This window comes from Billgrantia hypersalina, from assembly GCF_052584175.1.
Genome location: NZ_JBMIQI010000010.1, coordinates 1 through 17,149 on the forward strand (window position 1 = coordinate 1; position 17,149 = coordinate 17,149).

Consider the following 17,149-nt stretch of genomic DNA (forward strand, 5'->3'; position numbering starts at 1 on the left):
GCCAGCGCCCTGCGAGGAAGGCGTATTCTACTGATCCGGCGGAGCTTGTCAACTCCCTTCGAGGCCGTCACCGGGGTAACCCTGGCGTCGAACTCCCGCGCTGCGGGCGCCGTCTCGAGTGGTGCGCATTCTACCGAATCCGCCGCGGGCGTCAAGCGGGAATTTTACGAAACGAATCGAAAACACCTAACGAGACAACCACTTACCACCCTGCCCACCGCCTGCAACGTTGCCCGTCGCCGGCAGCGTACTTTACGGGGTTGGCAGATGCCTCGCAAGGGCTTTCGGGAAAAAAGTTTCAGGCGCGTGACGATGCCGTGTCGGCGCGAGGCCGGCGAAACCCTCCACACCCCCGGCAAGCGAGGGGTTGTGGAGGGTTCAGGCGGTGCCTGCCATGTCGCTGCGTTCGCGGCTGGCACGGTCCAAAAGCGAGAGAATGGAGCGATACGGGATGCCACCATGCAGCGACAGGCCGATCTCGCAGGTTCGGGAGTTGGAATATCCCGCATCGCATTCGCCTACCTGCTCGGCCAGCCCCTTGAGTGCCGAAGCGTTCAGCTCCGGCGTGACCAGACCCTTGTCACCGGCGAAACCACAGCAGGTTATCTCGGCAGGCACCACCACCTCGCGGGCGCAGGCCTGCGCCAGGGCCACCATGCACTCCCCTAGCCCCATGTGAGTGCTGGAGCAGGTGACGTGCACCGCCACGCGCTCTTGCAGCGGTGTGATGTCGAGACGCGGCAGCAAAAAATCGTGGGCGAAGGCCACCGGCTCCTGCACGTTCAGACGCTCATCCAGCCGTCCTTGCATATGCAACACGCAAGGGCTGGTGTCACTGAGGATCGGGAAACGACCATTCTGGCTCGCCACCAACAGCTCGCGATTCAGCTCGCGCGCCTTGTGTGCCGCCTCGTCAAATAACCCCTTGGACTGGAAGGCCATGCCGCAGCAAAGATGGCCCGTCATCTCGGGCACGATGACCTCGAAGCGGGCCTTGTCGAGCAGCGCAAGCGTGATTTCCATGATCGAGCGACTTTCCTTGTCGCCATGCCCGGCACCAAAGACGCGAGTCGCGCAGGAGGGGAAGTAGACCACCTTGTCGCGCACCTCCTGGCTCGCCGGTTTTCGTTTCAACACACGTACCGGCGCCGCCTTGGGCAGGGTGGGAATCCACTGCGGCACCCGACCGCCGCTGGCCTGGGTAATGGCTCCACTCACCTTGGTCAGTGCCGGTACGCCGAGCATGGCTCGCCCGGCCCCCGCCAGGTTGAGCATGCCCCGCGCCAGGCGCGTGGTACCGGAAAAATGGCGCCCAAGCCGACGTGCCGTGTCGGCATGCTGCGCCAATCGCTCATGGCGCATCTGGCGAATGAGTTCACCGGTATTGATGCCCACCGGGCATTGGGTGGCACAGAGCCCGTCGATAGCGCAGGTCTCGTCGCCGGCATAGCGGTAATCCTCTCGCAGCTGCTCCAGGCGTGCCGCATCAACGGCCTCGAGATGGCTTCCCAGTGCCTCGAGCCTGGCCATTTCGCGGGCGACAACAATGCGCTGGCGGGGCGTCAGGGTGAGATCGCGGGAGGGACAGACATGTTCGCAGAAGCCACATTCGATGCACTTGTCGACGATGGGGTCGGCGGCCGGTAGCGGCTTGAGGTTCTCTAGATGCAGGGTCGGGTTGCGGCTGAGAATGACGTCGGGGTTGAGCAGGTTATCGGGGTCGAACAGCGCCTTGATCTGCCACATCAGGCCATAGGCCTCGGGGCCCCACTCCAGCTCAACGTATGGCGCCATGTTGCGCCCGGTACCGTGCTCCGCCTTGAGCGAGCCGCCGTATTCGACGCCAACCAGCTGTGCCACTTCATCCATCAGCGCCTGGTAGCGCTCCACCTCGCCTGCCCTCTCGAAGCCCTGGGGAAAGACGAAGTGCAGGTTGCCCTCCAGGGCATGACCGAACAGTATCGCCTCGGGGTAGCCGTGGCGGTGGAAGACGTGGGTCAGAGCCAGCACGCCCTCGTCGAGACGCTCGATGGGGAAGGCGACATCCTCGATGATCACCGTTGTGCCGGTATCACGGACCGCCCCGACGGCTGGGAAGAGCCCCTTGCGAATCTTCCAGTAGAGGTCGTAGGTGGCCTTGTCGCGGGTGAAAGCGACCGGCTCCAGGGTATGAATACCCTCGAAGATCGCCCGCACTGCCTGAAGCCGCGATTCGAGCTCGGTCTCGTCGTTGCCGCGCACGTCGATCAGCAGCGCCGCCGCTTTCGCAGGCAGGGCCTTGAGCCCCTCGGGCATGCCCGGCTTGTTCTCGACCGAGCGCAACGCGGCGCGGTCCATCAGCTCTACGGCCGATACCGGCGTCGCCTTGAGCGCAATAGTGGCGCGGCAGGTGGTCGCCATGTCCGGCAGGAAGACCAGCGCCGCGGCTTTTTCCGGTTCGTCGACGACGGTGTCGTAGGTTATCGTGCTGATGAAGCCTAGCGTGCCTTCGGAGCCGATCATCAGGTGCTTGAGGATCTCGATGCCGTCGTCGAAGTCGACCAGGCTGTTGAGGGCATAGCCGGTGGTGTTCTTGAGCCGGTACTTATGGCGGATCTTCTCCGCCAGCGTCTCGTTGGCCCGGGTCTCGGCGGAAAGCCGCTCCAGGCCCTCGACAAGCTCGGCGTGGCTGCGACGGAAGGCCTCGCGGCTGGCCGGGTCGGCGGTATCCAGGCGGGTGCCGTCGGCAAGTATCACGCGAATATCGCGCACCGTGCGGTAGCTGTTCTGCGCCGTGCCGCAGCACATGCCCGAGGCATTGTTGGCAGCAATCCCCCCCACCATGCAGCTATTGATGGAAGCCGGGTCAGGACCGATCTTGCGACCGTAGGGGGCCAATAGCTGGTTGGCTCTTGCGCCGACCACCCCGGGCTGGAGGCGAATCGCCCGGCCGCCGTCGAGAATTTCATGGCCGCGCCAGCCCTCACGCAGTTGAATCAGTACCGAATCGGTTACCGCTTGCCCCGAAAGCGAAGTCCCGGCGGCGCGGAAGGTCACCGGCAGGCCGCGCTTGCGACAGCCGGCCAGCACCGCCACCAACTCGTCCTCGTCGGCGGGACGCACCACGAGCCTGGGGATCAACCGATAGAAGCTGGCATCGGTGCCGTAGGCCAGGGTGCGCAGCGGATCGTCAATCAAGCGGTCGCCATCCATGATCTCAAGCAGTTCCCGCTTCAACTCCTGCCAGCTGTCGGCGGATGGCGCCCACGTTGCAGTGGTCATGGGTGCGCCTCGGCGTGGCGTAACAGCACTATCAATTCGCGCGGGCCATGCACGCCGTAGGCCAGCGTCTGTTCAATGTCGGCGGTCTTGCTCGGCCCCGATATCAACAGCGCGTTGGTGGGCATGCCCCCAGCCCAGTCATGGGCCTCGATGACGTCGAAGAACGTATCCTCGACGGCTTCGGCATCGAGTACCGCAATATGAATCGGCGGTACCAGGCTCAGCAGCCGCGGCTCGTCGGGGGTCGGCCACAGCCAGAGGCTACCGGTTTCGGCGATGCCGCCCCGGGTAGAGGTCAGACCGGCATCGGTGTCGTGGAACTGCTCATGCCGCCAGGCTTCAACGTTCCGATCGGCATCGATCAGGGCCACGTCGCTATCGACGAGTGCGGTCCGGGCCTCGGCTGCGACAGGGTGCTCGCGGCCCAGGGCCAGCCGACGAATGCCTTTGGTCTCGAGCACCTCGGCCAGGGCCGAAGTCCAGGCGCCTCGAGTGGTGTGAACCACTTCGCCGTGGACCGAAGTAATCAACCGCTCGAATCGCTCGAGCCGCTCCTGCGCGCTCCACCCACGCCCGGTAACCACGGCAAAATCGCTCTGTGGCGCCGTGATCTGGCCGTCGTGGCGCGCGCGCAGGCGCCCTAGAATATTGTCGCGGGCACTCATGAGCGCTTCCCTCCCTCGCCCTTTTCCGCCTGATGACGCTTGACCAGAGTATGCAGCGAGGTCTTGGCCGGCTTGGGTGCGGTGCGGTACTCGGTCCAAGGCCCCAGCTTCGACGGGACCAGCGCCTGTAGCTTGCCGACAATCGCCGTACCACTACGCCAGGCGACAGGGTGCGTGGCCAACCACTGGAAGCTCTTCCAGGCCGCTACTTCCTGCTTCGTTCTCTTGACGCCCGCGCCGGGAACGTTGCCACGCCCCTCGCCCACCGACTCTCGCCGCAGGCGCACCAGCAGGTCGGGAATCGGGATCTTCACCGGACACACTTCGCCACAGGCACCGCACAGGCTCGACGCCGTGGGCAGATCCTTGGTCTCTTCGAGCCCCATCATGTGCGGCATCAGGATGCTGCCAATGGGTCCCGGGTAGGTGGTGCCGTAGGTGTGGCCGCCCACCCGCGTATAGACAGGGCAATGGTTCATGCAGGCGCCGCAGCGAATGCAGCGCAGGGTGTCGAGCAGCTCGTCGTCCTGGTAGATACGGGAGCGGCCGCTGTCGACCAGCACCAGGTGGACCTCCTTCGGTCCATCGTGCTCTTCCGGCTTCCTGGGCGAGCTGATCATGTTGAAGTAGGTAGTGACATGCTGGCCAGTGGCCGAACGGGTGAGCAGTGCATAGAGCGGCGGCACGTCGCGAAGTTGCTCGACTACCTTCTCGATGCCGGTCACGGCAATGTGCACCGGCGGCACGGCAGTGGTCATCCTACCGTTGCCCTCGTTCTCCACCAGGCACAGCGTACCGGTCTCGGCCACCGCAAAGTTGACGCCCGAGATGCCCACGTCGGCGCTCATGAAACGCTCGCGCAGCTGGGCCCTGGCTGCCGCGGTCATGGCGTCGACGTCCCGGGTGCGCTCGATACCCGTCTTGTCGTGCATGATCTCGGAGATTTCGTCGGTGTTGAGATGGATCGCCGGCATGATGATGTGGGAGGGAGTCTGCTCGTTGAGCTGCACCAGGTATTCGCCGAGGTCGGATTCCAGCGCCTCAATGCCCGCCTCCTCCAGGTGGGCATTGAGATGCATCTCCTCGGAAACCATCGACTTGCCCTTGATAACGGCCTTGGCGTCGTGGCGCTCGCAGATGTCGCGAATGATGCGACACGCCTCGTCGCCGTTCTCGGCCCAATGCACCTGGATGCCGTTGGCCTGGCAATTGGCCTCCAGCCGTTCGAGCAGGTCGGGCAATCTGGCCAATGCTCGCAGGCGGATGCTGGCGCCGAGCTCGCGCAGGGTCTCGAGGTCCCAATCGCTGAACACGTCGCGGCGCTTGGCCATCAGGCCATCCATCGCCCGACGGAAATTGGCCCGAATCTGGGGGTTCACGAGCGCGTCGTGAGCCTGGCGATGAAACTCGCGCGGGGTGAAGGTCTGCACCGGCTCGTGGGCTGCGCTCATGAGGTCCTCCGCCACAGGTAGCTGGCGATGTGCTCGCCTTCGACATGCTTCTTCTGATGCTCGAAACGCCCGGCAATGTTCATCAGGCAGCCGCAATCCGAGGTGACGAAGCGCTGGGCGCCGGCCGCTTCGATCGCCTGGGTCTTGTCTTCGACCATGGCGGCGGAAACCTCGGGGTGACGCACGGCAAAGGTGCCGCCGAAGCCGCAGCATTCGGCAGCGCGAGCCTGCTCGACCAGTTCGACCTGGCCCATCCGGGCCAGCAGCATCGGGCCCGTTTCGGCAAGCCCCATTTCGCGCCGTGCACTACAGGAGGTATGCATGGCCACCTTCTCGGCAGGCCCATGGTCCTCGAGCCGGAGCTGGCAGACATGCAGCAGAAATTCGGTGAGTTCATAGATGCGTGCTGCCACCTCGTTGGCCTGCGTCTCCCGCTCGGTACCGGCGAAGAGCTGAGCATAGTGAGTACGCATCATGCCGCCGCAGGAGCCCGAGGGAACGACGATGGGCCAGGGATCCGGAAACAGGTCGAGCTGCGCCGCAGCGACGGCCCGCGCCTCGTCATGATAGCCGGAGGTATAAGCCGGCTGACCGCAGCAAGTCTGGTCCTGGGGGTAGAGGACTTCGATCCCCTCGCGCTCCAACAAGCGCACGGCATCCAGGCCGGCCTGGGGATAAAAGAGGTCGATGAGGCAAGTACCGAAGAGATACACTTTCTCCGGCTTGGCTGGGTACAGCTTGACTGACGTCATGAGACTTCCTCACTGTCGGCCGCGGCGGCTTACGGCATTCGTCACGTTTCTTGTGGCTCGACTGCTAGCATTCTTTCTATCACTGGCGGTAAATTGGTTTTACCAATTTACCCGAAGAGGTGGATGAACATTAGGGTTACGCCCCGCCAGTGTCAAACGCTAGCGGCGCTTTCGACCAGGCTCAGCCCGTAGACTTTAGTCGATGCATAAGGCGCAGCTAGCCTGGCGAGTGTCGATTCAGCCCCTCGTGCTCGCAAGGCGGATTGCAAGCGGCGGACTTTCGAGTCAATATTGGTAAGACCAATTAAGCAACGACGACTCCCCAGGGAAGTCCCGCATGACCTACCAGAACGTACGTCAGCCACGCCTTGCCGATGTCATTACCGAGCGCCTCGAGGCGATGATCCTCGAAGGTAGCCTCAAGCCCGGCCAACGTCTTCCTCCGGAGCGCGAGCTGGCCGAACGCTTTGGCGTATCACGCCCCTCGCTGCGCGAAGCGATTCAGAAGCTGGCGACTCGCGGCCTGCTGACCAGCCGCCAGGGCGGCGGCACTTTCGTTACGCGCGAACTCAACAGCGGCTATAGCGACCCGCTGCTCGACATGCTGGCCAGGCACCAGGAATTCCACCTGGATCTCCTCGAGTTCCGAGACGCCATGGAGGGCATCTCGGCCTACTACGCCGCCCTGCGCTCGACCCCGGCCGATCGCGCCATGCTCATCAAGCACTTCGAGGAGCTGGAAGCCTGCTTTGCCGGCCGCGAGCCCGAACTCGAAGCCAAGGCGGATGCCGCTTTTCACCTGGCCATCGCCGAGGCCGCCCATAACGTCTTGCTGCTGCATACCATTCGCGGCATCTTCCATCTGCTGGAAAAGAGCATCGTCGACAACCTCGCGCACCTGTTCGAGAAGCCGCAATCGCGCCCCATGCTGATGAAGCAGCATCGTGCCCTGCTCGACGCCATCCTCGAGGGTCGCGCCGAAGACGCCCGCGCACGCTCCCACGAACACCTGGTGTTCGTCGAGGAGGAGCTGCTGGAAATGGAGCGTGCGGAAACCCGTGCCCAGCGAGCCCTGCGTCGCGCCCAGGCGCTTCCGGAAATACATCTGTAAGGAACGCGCCGCGTGAAAGTTCCGCATCGCCCGCCCCGCCTGTCGGTACCGCTGCGCCGGCTGCTGCTGCTATTGCTGCCGCTGGGCCTGGTCGTGGTCATGTGGCAGGCCGCTCAGGTGGCACGCGAGCAGGCCCTGCTGACCCTGGTGAGAGAAGCGGAGAACGAGCTTCGCCTCTCTGCCGCCGGCCTGGAAGGCCATCTGACCCGCCATGACTACTTGCCACAGCTGCTCGCCTCGCGCGAGATGGTGAAACGCTTCCTGCTCAACCGGGGGCAGCAGGACCCCATGCCGCTCAACCTGCTGCTCGACCAGTTCCGAGCCACGGCCGACGTCTCCGACGTCTACCTGCTCGATGCCGAAGCCAACACCGTGGCTGCCAGCAACTGGCATCGCCCCAATACCTTCATCGGCCAGAACTACGCCTTCCGCAGCTATTATCAGGAAGCCATTGCCGGCAGCCGCGGCCGTTTCTATGGGCTCGGCGTCCAGTCGCTGGAGCGCGGCTATTATTTCTCGGCCCCCGTTTGGCTTGACGACACGGCCCCCGATGCGCGCCCCAGCGGGGTGATGGTCATCAAGATCCTGCTGGATGCGGTCGAGGAGAGTTGGGCGGAGCAGGATGCCGTGCTGATGGTGTCCGACAAGGACGACATCATTTTCATGGCCAGCCATCCCGAGTTGCGCATGGCCGCGCTGCATCCGCTTTCGGAGCAAGAGCGCCAGGCCTTGCTGGCCACCCGGCGCTACGCCGACGAGCCGCTCACCCCGTCGGGCATCGACGTCTACGAGCAGCGCCCGGACGGCAGCCGCCTGGTGCAGCTCAACCAGGGCCCGCTGGCAGAGAGGCGCTACCTGGGTCTGGCCCGACACATGGAGGCCTTTGGCTGGAACATGCATATCCTCAAGCCACTCGACGCCGTCCATAAGGCGCAGTGGTTCTCTGCCCTTCTCGCCGGCGGGTTGTATGGCGTAGTGACCCTGGCAGGCGGCGTGGGCTGGCAGCGCCTCCGCCTGCGTCGCGAGCGGGAGCTCTTCGCCGAGCGCGAGCGTCAAACCCTGGCAAGCGCGCGGGACGAACTGGAGCGCAACGTCGAACTGCGGACGCGCGACCTGCTCGAGACCAACCGGCTGCTCTCCGACGAGATCGAGGAGCGCCGTCGCGCCGAGGCAAACCTGCGTCAGACCCAGGACGAGCTGGTCCAGGCAGCCAAGCTGGCCGTCCTCGGGCAACTGGCCGCCGGCATCAATCACGAACTCAACCAGCCGTTGGCCGCCATTCGTGCCTATGCCGAGAACGCCCGTGCCTTTCTCCAGCGCCAGCGGCTGGATGCTGCCGACGCCAACCTCGCTCAGGTGGTCGAACTGACCGAGCGCATGGCCGAGATCAGCGCCCAGCTGCGCCAGTTCTCGCGCAAGAGCGACAGCTCACTGACGGCGGTATCGGTCCAGGCCTGCTTCGATTATGCACTGCGGCTCTACCAGAGCCGCCTTCACCAAGTCGAAGTCGTGCGGTGCTGGGAAGACGAAGTGTGGGTACACGCCGATCTGGTGCGGCTCGAGCAGGTCCTGGTCAACCTGATCGGCAATGCCCTGCAGGCCATGACCGAGACGCCTGTCCCCCAGCTCATGCTCAGCGTGGAAGCCAAAGCGGGTCAGGTGCGCATCGGCGTCAGCGACACGGGCCCCGGCATCCCCGAGCCGCACCTGTCGCGCATCTTCGAGCCGTTCTTCACCACCAAGACGCCGGGCAGCGGACTGGGCCTGGGCCTGTCGATATCGGCGCGCATCATCAAGGACCTGGGGGGAAGCATCGAAGCCAGCAACCGACCTGGCGCCGGCGCCCGCTTCATCATTACCCTGCCGAGGGAAGAACGACCCGACGGTTCCCAGTCAACGCCAACCGAGGAGCAGCGCTCTCATGCATGACCCGGCGGCCATCCCGGTACTGATCATCGATGACGAGCCCCATCTGCGCATTACCGCAGGACAGACACTGGAGCTGGCCGGCTACCAGCCAGAACCTCACGCCAGCGCCGAGAGCGCCCTGGAAGTCCTGACACCCGACTTTCCCGGCGTGATCGTCAGCGATATCCGCATGCCCGGCATGGACGGCATGGCGCTGCTACGCGAGATTCGGCTGCGCGACCCGGATCTCCCGGTCATCCTGATTACCGGTCATGGCGATATCTCGACCGCGGTCGAGGCCATGCGAGAAGGCGCCTGGGATTTCCTGGAAAAGCCCTTCGCCGGCGAACGGCTCGTGGAAATGGTGCGCCGCGGTAGCGACAAGCGACGCCTGAGCCTGGAAAATCGCCATCTCAAGGCCGAACTGGAAGCGCAGCAGGCCGCCCCGGGCCCTCGCTTGGTGGGGCGTACGCCCGCCATTCAACGGCTCGCCTCGATGGTGCAACGCATCGCCCAGGTGGAAACCGATGTCCTGCTGTACGGGGAGACGGGCACCGGCAAGGACCTGGTGGCTCGTGCCATCCACGAGCGCAGCCCCCGTGGCGGACATCCCTTCGTCGCCATCAACTGCGGCGCGGTACCGGAAAGCATCATCGAATCGGAACTGTTCGGCCATGAAAAGGGCGCTTTCACCGGCGCCGTCGAACGCCGTATCGGCAAGTTCGAGCACGCCAATGGCGGCACCGTCTTTCTGGATGAGATCGAGTCGATGCCGCTGGCACTGCAGGTCAAGCTGCTGCGCGTGCTGCAGGAGCGCTGTGTCGAGCGACTCGGGGCCAACGAGGCCGTGCCACTGGACATCCGTGTGATCGCCGCGACCAAGGTCGACCTCAAGCTGGCCGCCGAGGCCGGCGAGTTCCGCGAGGATCTCTACTACCGCCTCAATGTGGTCACCCTGCCGATTCCTTCTCTGCGCGAACGGCGCGAGGACATCCCCCTGCTGTTCCAGCACTTCGCCGTGGTCGCCGCCAACCGCAGCGGGCTCGAGGCGCCGCCGCTGGCGACCGGCGGGATATCCACCCTGATGGCGCACGACTGGCCCGGCAATGTGCGCGAGCTGCGCAACCTGGCCGAGCGCTACGTGCTGCTCGGCTCGGCCTTCGACTATCGCATCGATGTGCTGCTGGAAGGGGTCGAGGCGGACAGTGCCGAACTGGCCCTGCCACAGCAGGTGGAACTGTTCGAGAAGAGCCTGATCAGCCAGTCGCTGGCCAGCCATCGCGGCAAGATCACCGAGGTTTGCGAGCACCTGGGGCTGCCGCGCAAGACGCTCTACGACAAGCTGCGCAAATACGGGCTCAAGGCCGAGGACTATCGCCACAAGGCGGCGCCCTGAGCCAGCAGGCCCAGCAACGGCGCAAACGGCGGTAGCCAGGGCCCCAACGCGACCGCCGTCACCAGCATGGCGACCGAATTGCCCGGGGCCCTCATGTCGAAGGGCTTGAGGGCCGTGCCGAAGGAGCGCTTGATGCGTGCCCCGGTGAGATCGACGCTATACAGTTCATCGAGCAGCAAGTGAATGACGAAACCGACGGCCAGCGATACACCGTGCGCCCAGGCAAGCCAGGCCGGCTGGTGGAAGAGGCGATGACTCAACGCGGTAACAGCCAGGCCACACAGGGCGGCGGCCAGCAGCGAATGCCAGAGCCCCCGATGCACGGTGAAGCGACTGAAAGCGGCTCCGGCCAAGTAGCGCACGGCCAGGTAGATCGCGCCACACACCAGCAGCAACGGCCCCGGCCCCATCCAGGCCTGAAACAGCAAGACTCCGGCGACCACGGCAGGCACCGCCAGCAGGTTGAAGACCAGCCGGATCGCCTTGGAGCTGTCGGCATCGATATCGGGCAGTATGCCGCCGAGGGCCACCAGCCCAAACGCCACCGCCCCCTGCCACGGACTCCATAGCCCCGCCTGCCAGCCCCCATGCGCCAGCACGGCACCGCCGGCCGCGGCCACGCCAAGATGGGTGCGAAAATCGGCCATGCCGGGGCAAGCCCTCTAAACTGGATAAAAACCCAGATTATCACCCGCCCCAGTCTGAAGAAACAATGATTTAGTGAAACGTTTTGTTCGTTCCGGAGCTCGGGCTACTCCCCCCGTTCTGCCAGATACTGGTCCTTGAGCTTCACGTAGTTCCCTGCGGTATAGGGAAAGAACTCCCGCTCGCTCTGCTTCAGCGGTCGCAGCGCCTTGGCCGGGTTGCCGGCATAAACGAAACCGCTTTCCAGGTGCTTGCCCGGGGTGACCACCGCTCCGGCGGCGATGATCACTTCGTCCTCGACCACGGCACCATCCATGACGATGGCCCCCATGCCCACCAGGATACGGCTGCCCAGCGTGCAACCGTGAAGGATCGCCTTGTGCCCAATGGTGACGTCATCGCCGACGGTCAGCGCAAACCCGGCGGGATTGAAATCGCTGGCGTGGGTGATATGCAGCACGCTGCCGTCCTGCACGCTGGTACGCGCCCCGATGCGGATGCGATGCATGTCGCCGCGGATCACCGCCATGGGCCAGACCGAGCAGTCGTCGCCCAGCACCACGTCGCCCAGCACCACGCTGGCCGGATCGATATAGACCCGCGCCCCCAGCATAGGACGAGCGCCCTGCCAACTGCGAACAGGCTCGTTCGCGCTCATGCTAACCTCCAGGCCGGCACGCTGGCCGGTCTCAACGTGTGGTTACAGCAACCCGCCGATCAGCACCATCGCTGCCAGAGGGATCGAAACCCAGCGTACCACCGCGCGCCACAGGAGAAAGCCCGACTCACCGATGCCCAGGGCGTCCTGGGCATCCTGGTGCCGCATGAACCAGGCGGCAAAGGCGGCGATCAGCATCCCGCCCAGCGGGAGGAAGATCTCGGGGGGAATGGTGGTGACCAGGTCGAAGGCGGTCATGCCGAACAGTGGGCGCCATTCGGCCAGTGTGGAGAAGGACAGTACCGACAGCAGCCCCATCAACCATACTGAAATACCCACCAAGGCCGCCGCCTTGCCACGGCCGACCCCCAACCCCTGGAGCGTCGCGACCATCGGTTCGGCCAGATTGATCGATGACGTCCAGGTCGCCAGCAGCAGCAGCAGGAAGAATACGCTGAGCCATAGTGCCCCCCAGGGCAGCTCGGCGAAGGCGATCGGCAAGGTGACGAACATCAGCCCCGGTCCCTCCCCCGGATCCATGCCCTGGGAGAACACCACCGAGAAGATCGCGATACCGGCCAGCAGTGCCACGCTGACATCGAGCACCGCCACCGCGCCTGCCGCACGCGGCAGGCTCTGGCGCTCCGGCATGTAGGCACCGTAGGCCATCAGCGCACAAGCCCCCACTGCCAAGGTGAAGAAAGCGTGCCCCATGGCATGCATGACGACCAGCGGCGTGACCGCTGAAAAATCGGGACGAAACAGCCAATACAGCGCCGGCCCGAAGCCATCGGTGGTAGCGGCATAGCCGGCCAGCAGCAACAGCAGGAGATAGAGCAGCGGCATCAGCAGGTTGTTGAGCCGCTCCAATCCCTTGGCGACACCGCCTGCCACCACGGTCATGGTCATGAACAGGAACAGCGTGTGGTTGAAGGTCATGCGGCGCGGATCGGCCAGGAATCCCTCGAAGCCGGCCGCAATCTCGGGGGCGACCCGACCGACGAAATCGCCGTTGATCGCGGCGATCAAGAATTCAATGGACCAGCCCGAAACCACGGAATAGAAGGAGAGAATGCAGAACACGGTGAAAGCACCGAACACCCCCAGCCATCGCCAATGGCGACTGGCCCCGGCACGCCCGGCCAGGTAACCCAGCGACTGCACCGGCGAACGTCGCCCGGCGCGTCCGATCAGGATCTCGGCTATCATTACCGGCAACCCCAGCAGCAGCACGAAGGCCACGTAGAGCAGCAGGAAGATCGCCCCGCCGTTCTCGCCGGTGATATAGGGAAAGCGCCAGATATTGCCAAGTCCCACCGCCGCGCCGGTTACCGCCAGGATGAAGGCTCTGCGGGAACTCCAGCGCTCCAGGGTTGCGTGCATGCCGTTACCTCGACTTCGTGGAGGCGCAAGCCTATCAGGCCGACACGCCACCACCAATCCCCGGCGGGATTGAAACCTGCCCTCCGTGGCCGCATCTAATGCCTATTCAGGACCTTCGAACATGACAACCCGAGGTGCGCATGCCCCCCAATCCGCTGCTTGAATCCCATGAGCTGCCCCCCTTCGCCGAGATCAAGCCGGAACACGTGGTGCCGGCCATCGAGACGTTGCTCGCCGAAAGCCGCACCGCCATCGAGGCCCTGGTCGAGCGCACACAGCGAGATACGCCCACCTGGGAGAGTCTTGCCGCACCGATAGAAGCCCTCAACGACAGGTTGTCTCGCGCCTGGTCGCCGGTATCGCACCTCAACGGCACCATGAACTCGCCGGCCCTGCGCGAGGCCTACCAGGCCTGCCTCGGCCAACTCTCCGACTACAGCACCTGGCTAGGGCAGCACGAAGGGCTGTTTCATGCCTGGCAGGCCCTGAAAGAGGGGCCTGCCTGGGTCGAGCTGGACGAGGCGCAGCGGCGCAGCGTCGACAATACCTTGCGCGACTTTCGCCTGGCGGGGGTCGACCTGCCGGCCGAGCAGAAGAAGCGATACGGCGAGATCAAGGCTCGCCTGTCGGAGCTCTCCAATACTTTCTCCAACCAGCTGCTCGATGCCACCCAGGCCTGGCACAAGGACATTGCCGACGCCTCGCCGTTGGACGGGCTGCCGGAGAGCGCCCTGGCAACACTCGCCGCCAACGCCGAGGCCAAGGGCGTCAAGGGCTATCGGATCACGCTGGATTTCCCCAGCTTCTATCCGGTACTGACTTTCGCCGAGAATCGTGAGCTGCGTCGCGAGGTGTATACCGCCTTCGTCACCCGCGCCTCGGACCAGGGGCCCAACGCCAGCGAATATGACAACGCCCCGGTCATCGAGGAGACCCTGCGGCTGCGGCACGAGCTGGCCGTGCTGCTCGGCTTCAGCAGCTATGCCGAGCTTTCGATGGCCACCAAGATGGCGGAATCGCCGCGGCAGGTACGGGAGTTCCTCGACGACCTGGCCCGCCGTGCGGTGCCTCAGGCGCGAGAGGAATTCGCCGAACTCGAGGCTTATGCCCGCGAGTCGCTGGGCCTCGACGAACTACGCCCCTGGGACGTTGGCTACGCCAGCGAGAAGCTGCGCGAAGCGCGCCACGCCATCTCCCAGGAACAGCTACGCCCTTACTTCCCTGCACCAAGAGTGGTCAACGGCCTGTTCCGAGTCGTCGAACGCCTCTACGGTGTCACCTTCGATGAGGACCTCGAAGCGCCCCGCTACCACCCCGAAGTGCGTTATTTCCGCATCTTGGAGAACGGCTCTCCCATTGCCGGCTTCTATCTCGACCTCTACGCCCGCGAAGGCAAGCGCGGCGGCGCCTGGATGGACGAGTGCCGGGTACGGCGCTGCCACGAGAATGGCGGGCTGCAGCTGCCTGTCGCCTATCTCACCTGCAACTTCACGCGCCCGGTGGGCGACAAGCCGGCACTGCTGACCCACGACGAGGTTACCACCCTGTTCCACGAGTTCGGTCATGGCCTGCACCACATGCTGACCCAGCAGACCGTTGCCGACGTCTCGGGCATCAACGGCGTGGCCTGGGATGCCGTGGAGCTGCCCAGCCAGTTCATGGAGAACTACTGCTGGGAGCGCGAGGGGCTCGACCTCATCGCCGGCCACGTCGATAGCGGCGAACCGTTGCCCGCCGAACTGCTGGAACGCCTGCAGGCAGCCAGGAATTTCCAGTCGGCCATGGGCCTGGTACGTCAGCTCGAGTTCTCGTTGTTCGACCTGCGCCTGCATGACGAGCTGAGCACACCCTCGGCGGCGGACGTCCAGGCATTGCTCGACGAGGTGCGCAGCGCCGTGTCGGTCGTGCCGAAGGCCGACTTCAATCGCTTCCAGAACGGCTTCAGCCACATCTTCGCCGGCGGGTATGCCGCAGGCTATTACAGCTACAAATGGGCCGAGGTGCTTTCCGCAGACGCCTGGAGCGCTTTTGAGGAAGCCGGCATCTTCGACTCCGAGACCGGGCGCCGCTTCCGTCGCGAGATTCTCGAGCAGGGTGGCGCGCGCGATGCGGCAGAGCTGTTTCGCGCCTTTCGTGGCCGCGAGCCCAGCGTCGAACCGCTGCTGCGTCATAGCGGCATCCGCGCCGCCTGACACCGGGCGTGGGCCAACGATGAACACACCGCCGCCGAGGCTTACCGGCGGCCATCCTACGGAGGCGACATGGCCGTTCAAAAACGCTTCATAGCCGGCGCCATCTGCCCCCGCTGCGCCGAGATGGACCGCATCCGAGCCTGGGAGCAGAACGGCGTACGCTATCGAGACTGCGTCAACTGCGACTTCTTCGAACAGGCACCCATCGAAGAGGACACGGGTGCCGAGCTGGAAACTCGCGTCAACCGTGAGCGTGAGGAGCAGCGTCGCAACACCATCCAGACGGTGAAGATACTCGACCCTGGCAGTCGCTGACGCGACAGGCCGTCCTCGGCCCCGGGCTTCCTTCCGGGCCGAGGCACACCCCAACGCGAAGCGTACGCCCTGGCTCGCGGATGCCGCAGCCGGCCCCGACTGTGCGGATTTCCGCATGACGCCTCTCCCGCCTGTGCGGAACTCCAGACCCTACCCGACCGCAGCCATTCGACCTAGGTCGAATGTAATCTTTGTAACCCGCCGTTGTGATTCGCTAAATTAACGGCTGGCATAGCGCCTGCTTATATCCTGAGCCAAACGCGAGCCCGGCGCCCCCGCGCCAGGGCACGTTCTGCGCCATACTGAACGAACAGCGTGTCGAAAGGCCGCTGACGCATAACCACAAATGTAACGGAGATAGCCATGCGCAACGTCACTCCCAAAGTGATCACCGGAACATTGGCCAGCGCACTAGTGCTCGCCGCCGCCTCAGCCTCGGCCCAAGAAGATCGCTCCGACTGGCCGGACAACTTCACCGTCGGAACTGCCAGCCAGGGCGGCACCTATTTCGTCTATGGTTCCGGTTGGGCCAATCTGATCGCCGACGAACTCGACATCTCCGGCGGCGGCGAAGTGACCGGCGGCCCGACCCAGAACCTGGCCCTGGTGCATGGCGGCGATGTGGCCTTCGGCCTGACGACCATGGGTCCGGCCTCTGATGCCGTGAAGGGCGAGAGCCCGCTGGCGCCCGGCGTGCAGATGGATAACGTCTGCGCCCTGTTCCCGATGTACGAGACGCCGTTCTCCATCACTGCCCTCAGTGAAAGCGGCATCGAGTCGATCTCCGATATCCCCGATGGCGCACGCATCGGCTTCGGCCCGTCGGCCTCCACTTCCGACACCTACTTCCCGGCCATGCTGGAGGAGCTGGGTGTGAACTTCGACCGTCGCAACGGCGGCTGGGGCGACCTCGGCGGCCAGCTTCAGGACGGCCTGATCGACGTCATCGCCTTTGCTGCCGGCATCCCGATCCCGGCGGTCAGCCAGCTGGAAGTGCAGACCGATGTGAACATCATCGAGTTCACTGAGGAAGAGCAGCAGCAGGTCATCGACGCCTTCCCGGTTTCCGAGTTCACCATCCCCGCCAGCACCTACGAGACCCTCGAGGAAGATGCCCGCGCGGTCTCCATGTGGAACTTCGCCATCGCCGGCTGCGACCTGCCGGAGGACTTCGTCTACGAAGTCACCCGCGTGACCATGGAGAACAACGACAAGATGCGCAACGTGCATCGCAGTGCCGAGCATAGCGTTCCGGAAAACCTGGAGCACAACAAGGTGCTGCCGTTCCATCCGGGTGCCGTACGCTGGTACGAAGAGAACGGCTACGAGATCGACGACTCGCTGAAGAAATAAGCGCCGCATCTCGGCCTATGCCCCGCACCGCACCGGGTGCGGGGCATGTCATGACACTG

Annotated in this window: 13 protein-coding genes; 6 read left to right on the top strand and 7 right to left on the bottom strand. The window is 64.6% G+C overall.

Features of this window, described 5'->3' with window-relative positions; translation table 11 throughout:
• Positions 1 to 378 precede the first annotated feature (378 nt).
• The 4 genes from ACOJCM_RS06605 to ACOJCM_RS06620 are packed head-to-tail and all read right to left on the bottom strand — an operon-like array spanning position 379 to position 6,129.
• Positions 379 to 3,261, bottom strand: coding sequence for an FAD-binding and (Fe-S)-binding domain-containing protein (locus tag ACOJCM_RS06605; protein ID WP_445211274.1), 2,883 nt, complete (start codon positions 3,259 to 3,261; stop codon positions 379 to 381).
• Positions 3,258 to 3,926 (bottom strand): LutC/YkgG family protein, encoded by a 669-nt coding sequence (locus ACOJCM_RS06610; protein WP_445211275.1) that lies wholly within the window; start codon positions 3,924 to 3,926, stop codon positions 3,258 to 3,260. The genes ACOJCM_RS06605 and ACOJCM_RS06610 overlap by 4 nt, the downstream gene beginning before the upstream one ends.
• Positions 3,923 to 5,377 (bottom strand): LutB/LldF family L-lactate oxidation iron-sulfur protein, encoded by a 1,455-nt coding sequence (locus ACOJCM_RS06615; RefSeq protein WP_445211276.1) that lies wholly within the window; start codon positions 5,375 to 5,377, stop codon positions 3,923 to 3,925. The genes ACOJCM_RS06610 and ACOJCM_RS06615 overlap by 4 nt, the downstream gene beginning before the upstream one ends.
• Positions 5,374 to 6,129 carry a (Fe-S)-binding protein gene (locus ACOJCM_RS06620; RefSeq protein ID WP_445211277.1) on the bottom strand — a complete coding sequence of 252 codons (756 nt, stop codon included), beginning with the start codon at positions 6,127 to 6,129 and terminating at the stop codon, positions 5,374 to 5,376. Before ACOJCM_RS06620 ends, ACOJCM_RS06615 begins: the two co-directional genes overlap by 4 nt.
• A gap of 337 nt (positions 6,130 to 6,466) precedes the next feature.
• On the opposite strand from ACOJCM_RS06620, the gene ACOJCM_RS06625 reads away from it, so the two are divergent.
• From ACOJCM_RS06625 to ACOJCM_RS06635, 3 genes are read left to right on the top strand one after another with little or no spacing between them, the layout of a single operon-like run.
• On the top strand, positions 6,467 to 7,240 hold the full coding sequence (locus ACOJCM_RS06625) for a GntR family transcriptional regulator (protein WP_445211278.1): 774 nt from the start codon (positions 6,467 to 6,469) through the stop codon (positions 7,238 to 7,240).
• 12 nt (positions 7,241 to 7,252) lie between these two features.
• Positions 7,253 to 9,169, top strand: a complete 1,917-nt coding sequence (locus ACOJCM_RS06630) for a sensor histidine kinase (protein ID WP_445211279.1) — start codon at positions 7,253 to 7,255, stop codon at positions 9,167 to 9,169.
• Positions 9,162 to 10,544: a sigma-54-dependent transcriptional regulator gene (locus tag ACOJCM_RS06635; RefSeq protein WP_445211280.1), complete on the top strand. Its 1,383-nt coding sequence runs from the start codon at positions 9,162 to 9,164 to the stop codon at positions 10,542 to 10,544. Before ACOJCM_RS06630 ends, ACOJCM_RS06635 begins: the two co-directional genes overlap by 8 nt.
• Here ACOJCM_RS06635 and ACOJCM_RS06640 read toward each other — a convergent pair.
• The 3 genes from ACOJCM_RS06640 to ACOJCM_RS06650 form a co-directional block, all read right to left on the bottom strand.
• Entirely contained in the window at positions 10,520 to 11,191 is a 672-nt protein-coding gene (locus tag ACOJCM_RS06640) for a metal-dependent hydrolase (protein WP_445211281.1), read from the bottom strand. The genes ACOJCM_RS06635 and ACOJCM_RS06640 overlap by 25 nt on opposite strands.
• Positions 11,192 to 11,295: 104 nt before the next feature.
• The gene (locus ACOJCM_RS06645) at positions 11,296 to 11,847 is read right to left on the bottom strand and encodes a gamma carbonic anhydrase family protein (protein WP_445211282.1); all 552 of its coding nucleotides are present in this window, start codon (positions 11,845 to 11,847) and stop codon (positions 11,296 to 11,298) included.
• Positions 11,848 to 11,889: 42 nt separating this feature from the next.
• Positions 11,890 to 13,230: a sodium-dependent transporter gene (locus tag ACOJCM_RS06650; RefSeq protein WP_445211283.1), complete on the bottom strand. Its 1,341-nt coding sequence runs from the start codon at positions 13,228 to 13,230 to the stop codon at positions 11,890 to 11,892.
• Between the two features lie 140 nt (positions 13,231 to 13,370).
• Between ACOJCM_RS06650 and prlC the strand changes: the two genes are divergently transcribed.
• The 3 genes from prlC to ACOJCM_RS06665 all read left to right on the top strand — a co-directional run bounded on the left by prlC (position 13,371) and on the right by ACOJCM_RS06665 (position 17,090).
• Positions 13,371 to 15,422: an oligopeptidase A gene (gene prlC / locus ACOJCM_RS06655; protein WP_445211284.1), complete on the top strand. Its 2,052-nt coding sequence runs from the start codon at positions 13,371 to 13,373 to the stop codon at positions 15,420 to 15,422.
• A gap of 69 nt (positions 15,423 to 15,491) precedes the next feature.
• Positions 15,492 to 15,737, top strand: a complete 246-nt coding sequence (locus ACOJCM_RS06660; RefSeq protein WP_445211285.1) for a YheV family putative zinc ribbon protein — start codon at positions 15,492 to 15,494, stop codon at positions 15,735 to 15,737.
• A gap of 363 nt (positions 15,738 to 16,100) precedes the next feature.
• On the top strand, positions 16,101 to 17,090 hold the full coding sequence (locus ACOJCM_RS06665) for a TAXI family TRAP transporter solute-binding subunit (protein ID WP_445211286.1): 990 nt from the start codon (positions 16,101 to 16,103) through the stop codon (positions 17,088 to 17,090).
• Positions 17,091 to 17,149 lie beyond the last annotated feature (59 nt).